The organism is Olleya sp. ITB9 (assembly GCF_001315805.1).
Taxonomy (GTDB): Bacteria; Bacteroidota; Bacteroidia; order Flavobacteriales; family Flavobacteriaceae; genus Olleya; species Olleya sediminilitoris.
The window spans coordinates 1-6,288 of record NZ_BCBW01000008.1; the positions used below are offsets into that span (position 1 = coordinate 1).

Consider the following 6,288-nt stretch of genomic DNA (forward strand, 5'->3'; position numbering starts at 1 on the left):
TTTGTTGCCAGTAGTTTTTATTTCGAAATTCCATATATTCACATAAGTTTCACTCCTTGGTTTAATCAGTCAACAATAGAGCATTAATTATTCTCTCAAAAAGAACAAAATATCGTTATAGTAACTTGAATTTGCTTTTTTTATGTAAAATATAAGGTTTGAAAGGTTTATTTTATGTCTTTAATTTGTATTTTTGCATAAAAATTACAACAAGATGATTTTAAATATAAAATTAAAGAATTACCGATCTTATAAAGATGAAGTAATTTATACTTTAGAAGCGAGTAGTTCTAAAGCTAAAGACTTTAATTATTTCGAAATTAATGATTTTAAAGTTTTAAAAACATCCTTAATGTATGGAGCAAATGCATCGGGTAAATCTAATATTGTAAGAGCTTTTTTTGAATTAAGGAATCTAATTATAAAAAAACCAGCTGTTGATGATTCTCTTCTAATTTATGACCCCTTTAAATTTAATAAGGAAACAAATACTTCCCCAGTAGAAATTACAATTGAGTTTTTAATTGATTCTATTAAATATAAATATGTAACTAAAATAGAACATAAAAATGTTTTAGAAGAATCTTTGTGTTATTATCCTCAAAAAAGAGAAGTTGTACTTTTTGAGAGACATACTGAAACAGATAAAAATATACAAAAAGGGTTTTTGGGTGATAAATTCGGTAAGAAAGAAATTACAGTTTTTAAAAATCAGTTATTATTATCGAAATTTGGGGTTGATGAACCTCATGAAGTAATTAGTGACGTTTATTTGTATTTTAAAAAAATGTATGTTTATAATACCACTAATAAAATACATTATGAATTATTAAATGATAAGGTTTCTGAAGATTTGTTAGAAAATGAAACTTTAAAATTTAAATTGGAAAAATTAATTAATTATGCTGACACAAAAATAACAGGTATAAATATTAATAAAAAAGGTGAATCTCCTGAAAGAAAAATTGACTATTTATGGAAAAAAAGTGATTTTTATATTAGTGGTGTTCATGATTTATACGATGGTAATAATTTAATAGGAACTACTAACTTATCTTTATTAGAAGAATCGGTGGGAACACAATCTTTATTTGTATTAGGTGCTAAAATTATTGAAGCATTGGAAGATGGTTCTGTTCTTATAATTGACGAGTTAGACACTAGTTTACATTCATTTATAACTAAAATGATTGTAATGCTTTTTCAAGATCCAGATATTAATAAAAATCGCGCACAATTAATTTTTACAACTCATGACATTTCTCTATTAGATAAAGATTTAATTAGAAAAGATCAAGTGTGGATTACTGAAAAGAGTGAAAAAGGAGAAACTGATTTATATAGTTTGCAAGATTTTGAGAATTTGAGAGAAGATACTTCTTTTGATAAATGGTATTTGTCGGGTAAATTTGGAGGTGTACCACAAATAAAATCATTAAAAGAATTCTTTTAACTCATGTCACAAGAATTTAGAAAAACAATTTTAATTGTATGTGAAGGGCAAAGATCAGAACCTGACTATTTTCATAGTTTAAAAAATGAAACTATTGAAAATAATAAAAATATTTTTATTAGAATTCTACCAATTCCTAAAGAAGAGCAATTACAAATTGATGAAGAAGTTGCTAATTTTAAATTAAGAAATGGCGCAAAAAAAAGATCAATTAGAAAGGCTATTATTGAGGAACCTCAGGATTATATAATAGAAGATGAATATAAAGCTCAACCTACATGTTATATAAGAAAGGCTCAATTAGCATATTTTGAAAAAGGTTATTCGGAATTATGGGCAGTATATGATAAAGATGGACATCCAGATCATCTTAATGCATATTTATTATCCAAAAATAAAGAGGAATGTAATAAAACTGTAAATATTGGTTTTTCATCTATATCATTTGAAGAATGGATTTTAATGCATTTTGAATATTGTTCTACCTCATTTGTTAAATCTCAATGCAGAGATTCTGATAAAAGAATTTTCAATTGTGGAACTAATACGCATGAATTAGATTGCCACGGAGAAAGGTGTGTGATTGGTAAGATTATAGAAAACAAGTATTTACCATATACTTCTAGTAAGAATTTCGAATATAATGATTTTTCACAAAATACTGTTGTTGCATTTAATAATGCATTGAAAAGTCGAATAGAGGCAGTAGGTAAGGGAAGTTTTTTTAATAATAACCCTTATGTTTCAATTGATAGGCTTGTTTTTAAATTAAAGCATTTTGATAAAGCTGATCATATCTGGAGATATTCAAATACAATTAAAATGAGTAGAGATGTGATAATTACTTATAATAAGAAGGATAATCAATTTATTATAAATAACTCATCTACAGCTAGTTTTATTTTACAGTCAGGAAGTGTTGAGTTAATTGACTGTAATTACAACGTTTTAAAATCAAACAATAGAATGTTAATTGTGCCAAATTGTGAAGAAATTATATTAGAAGTAGAGAAATTAGAATTAAATACTTTTTCTTATGTTATATTTAAACTTAATAATATTGAATATAATATTTTAGATTTGTCTCAATTACAGAGTTTTACTTAAGTTGTTGAGTACAGGCCTTGTTTTTTAAATTACTGGCAACTGGTTATATGACAACTAATATAGTTGTTTTGGGGTTATATTTCCCGTTATGACAACTTTTAGTAACTTATATCAAATAAGTTTCATTTTATTATAGCTGTATAATTAAAAGCTAAATTACAATAATGCACTTGCAAGTACAATACGTATAACTACGTATTTTTGATTAGCCTCTATCATTAAAGGTATTGGATTGCGATTGCTTTTAACTTGTCATATTCTGGAGGTGTTTTATCTAGGGTTCTGTTAATACCTCTTTTATTTTGTAATCAATATCAACACTGTATTTATTGTGTTTTGAATGACATCTATTAATGAATCTGCCCATTTTGGATTTTTAAATGCATTTATATAAAACAAAAACAGACACTAATTAAAGCGTCTGTTTTTGTTTATGGATGTACTGAAAAAATTAATCATTACTGTAACCGTCACCAAGTTGAAGGCTTAGTATTATACCATGTGTACTTCCAAAAGTTGTGTTTTTGTTAGCTAGGTTGTAAGTGTATATTGCACGTAAATGCTTATACAGATAGACTCCGGCTAAAAAGTTTATAGCATTACTGGTTCTATACCCTGTACCAATTTCTAGTTTGTTTTTATAACTAAGTGACACATTAAAATCTGCTTGAAGTGGTGCGCCTTCTTCGTGTTTTAGCAGGATATTTGGTTTGATCATAAAATCTTTAAAACGATTATTATAAAAACGGTACCCAATGTAGCCATAATAGGGGCTGTTTAATACTAAATCACTATCGGACGCTAGACGGTCTCCCATAACATTAGGTGTCGAAAGTCCAACATAAAATGAGGCATGATTGAATAGAACGCTGAACCCTATTGTAGGAATTGTTGCGTTTATATCTTGTGAGAACTTAGGGTCGTCTAAAATCCCCAATTCTGTTAAGTTATTTTGATACTGTTGTAATCCAGCAGTGATACCAAAAGATAAGACCCCAGCGTCATACAATTGCCAATACGGTCTATTGCTTTTAAAGTCGAAAAATATTTTATAAGAATAGGCAGCGAAAAAAGCGGTAGAGGTTGTGACCCCAATTTTATCACGTGTTATACCAGCACCAATTCCTATTTTGTTTCTATTTAAAGATCCGTGTCCACTAAAAGAGAAACTTTTTGGGCTGCCATCAAATTGATTGAAAAAGCCAGTATTGCTTAATGTAAACTCTGTATTTTCTGTTAACCCAGCGTATGCTGGGTTAATGATAAATGGGTTATAGTTATACTCTGAAAAAGTAGGGGTTTGTTGTGCTTTTAAGCAGTAGGTGAACCCTATAATTATGACAAGTGTGATTGTTTTTTTTGTAATATTCATTGCTTTGGGATTATCTTTTTATAATTACGAATCCTTTTAATTTGTCGAAATTATGAGGGCCATCAATATCAAAATGGAAGAAGTAAGTTCCTTCTGGTAATACATCTGCACCTATTTTAGTCTTTTTATTGGCTATACCTTTAAAGACATTAGTGGTGTTATTATAATTTTCAATTTGAAATACCATATCTCCCCAACGGTTAAAAATGGTAACGGTGTTGTTAGGGTTCATTTCTATACCTTCGATATGCCAGAAGTCGTTTATACCATCGTTATCTGGTGAGAAACCATATTTTACATCATTTTTAGGAATTGTTAATGTTGTAAAACTACTTTCTGAACAGCCCTGTGCCTCACCGTCAGCGTTGTAAGGTGTTACGGTCACGAAGTACGATTGGTTTTGAATTAAGTCATCCACTACAGTATACGAGGTTGTGTTACCAACATCTTGATTATTTACAATATTAGTCCCACCAGATGTAGAGCCTATAGAGATGGTGTAACCGTCAGCTGTAGCAACCAACTCCCAGTCAATACTAGTGTCTAAAACAACGTCAGTTTCATTATTGATTGGATTAATTAATGTTGTACATGTCGGAGGGTATAGTAATGTTTCAGTCGTAAATGCTTCCTCAGTACATCCTGTAGCATTACCCACCGCATTGTATGGTGTAATGGTAACATATATTGTTGTTGTTTCAGGTAAATCTGATACCAAGTTGTAGGTAGTTATATTACCAAGATCTTGGTTATTTACTATATCCGTTCCACCAGAAGTTGTCCCTACAGTGATACTATATCCAGTTGCATCAGTTGCCGCATTCCAAGTTAAATCCGTAGTAATGTCTACGTCAGTTGCGTTGTCTAGTGGACTAGTCAAAGTTGTACAGTTAGGAGGTGTAGGTAGCGTTTCAGTCGTAAATGCTTCCTCAGTACATCCTGTAGCGTTACCCATCGCGTTGTATGGTGTAATGGTAACATATATGGTTGTTGTTTCTGGTAAATCTGATACCAAGTTGTAAGTAGTTACATTACCAAGATCTTGGTTATTTACAATGTCCGTTCCACCAGAAGTTGTCCCTACAGAGATACTATATCCAGTTGTGTCAGTCGCCGCATTCCAAGTTAAATCCGTAGTAATGTCTACGTCAATTGCGTTGTCTAGTGGACTAGTCAAAGTTGTACAGTTAGGAGGCGTAGGTAGCGTTTCTGTTGTAAATGCTTCCTCAGAACATCCTATTGCATTACCCACCGCGTTATATGGTGTAATGGTAACATATATGGTTGTTGTTTCAGGTAAATCTGATATAAGGTTGTAAGTAGTTACATTACCAAGATCTTGGTTATTTACAATGTCCGTTCCACCAGAAGTTGTCCCTACAGAGATACTATATCCAGTTGCATCAGTTGCCGCATTCCAACTTAAATCTGTAGTAATGTCTACGTTAGTTGCGTTGTTTAATGGACTAGTCAAAGTTGTACAGTTAGGAGGCGTAGGTAAGGTTTCAGTCGTAAATGATTCCTCAGTACATCCTGTAGCATTACCCACCGCATTGTATGGTGTAATGGTAACATATATGGTCGTTGTTTCAGGTAAATCAGATATAAGGTTGTAAGTTGTTACATTTCCAAGATCTTGGTTATCTATAATATCCGTTCCGCCAGAAGTTGTCCCTACAGTGATACTATATCCAGTTGCGTCAGTCGCCGCATTCCAAGTTAAATCTGTAGTAATGTCTACGTCAGTTGCGTTGTCTAGTGGACTAGTCAAAGTTGTACAGTTAGGAAGCGTAGGTAAGGTTTCAGTTGTAAATGTTTCCTCAGCACATCCTACTGCATTACCAACCGCGTTGTATGGTGTAATGGTAACATATATTGTTGTTGTTTCAGGTAAATCAGATATAAGGTTGTAAGTTGTTACATCTCCAAGATCTTGGTTATTTACAATATCCGTTCCACCAGAAGTTGTCCCTACAGTGATACTATATCCAGTCGCGTCAGTCGCCGCATTCCAAGTTAAATCTGTAGTAATATCTACGTCAGTTGCATTGTCTAGTGGACTAGTTAAAGTGGTACAGTTAGGAGGCGTAGGTAGCGTTTCAGTTGTAAATGCTTCCTCAGCACATCCTACTGCATTACCCACCGCGTTATATGGTGTAATGGTAACAAATATGGTTGTTGTTTCAGGTAAATCTGATATAAGGTTGTAAGTTGTTACATCTCCAAGATCTTGGTTATCTATAATATCCGTTCCACCAGAAGTTGTCCCTACCGAGATACTATATCCAGTTGCGTCAGTTACCGCATTCCAACTTAAATCTGTAGTAATATCTACGTCAGTTGCATTGTCTAGTGG

4 protein-coding genes are annotated in these 6,288 nt (G+C 31.9%); 2 read left to right on the plus strand and 2 right to left on the minus strand.

The window, feature by feature from the left end; translation table 11 throughout:
* Positions 1–214: 214 nt before the first annotated feature.
* Both ITB9_RS01035 and ITB9_RS01040 read left to right on the plus strand, forming a co-directional pair.
* Positions 215–1,453, plus strand: coding sequence for an ATP/GTP-binding protein (locus ITB9_RS01035; RefSeq protein WP_054850774.1), 1,239 nt, complete (start codon positions 215–217; stop codon positions 1,451–1,453).
* Positions 1,454–1,456: 3 nt separating this feature from the next.
* Positions 1,457–2,560, plus strand: a complete 1,104-nt coding sequence (locus ITB9_RS01040) for an RloB family protein (protein WP_054850775.1) — start codon at positions 1,457–1,459, stop codon at positions 2,558–2,560.
* Positions 2,561–3,011: 451 nt separating this feature from the next.
* Here the strand turns inward: ITB9_RS01040 and ITB9_RS01045 are convergent, their stop codons facing one another.
* Together ITB9_RS01045 and ITB9_RS01050 are read right to left on the minus strand one after the other, a co-directional pair.
* Positions 3,012–3,932 (minus strand): PorP/SprF family type IX secretion system membrane protein, encoded by a 921-nt coding sequence (locus ITB9_RS01045; RefSeq protein ID WP_054850776.1) that lies wholly within the window; start codon positions 3,930–3,932, stop codon positions 3,012–3,014.
* 10 nt (positions 3,933–3,942) lie between these two features.
* The coding region (locus ITB9_RS01050; RefSeq protein WP_148638311.1) for a gliding motility-associated C-terminal domain-containing protein at positions 3,943–6,288 on the minus strand (2,346 nt) is incomplete at its 5' end.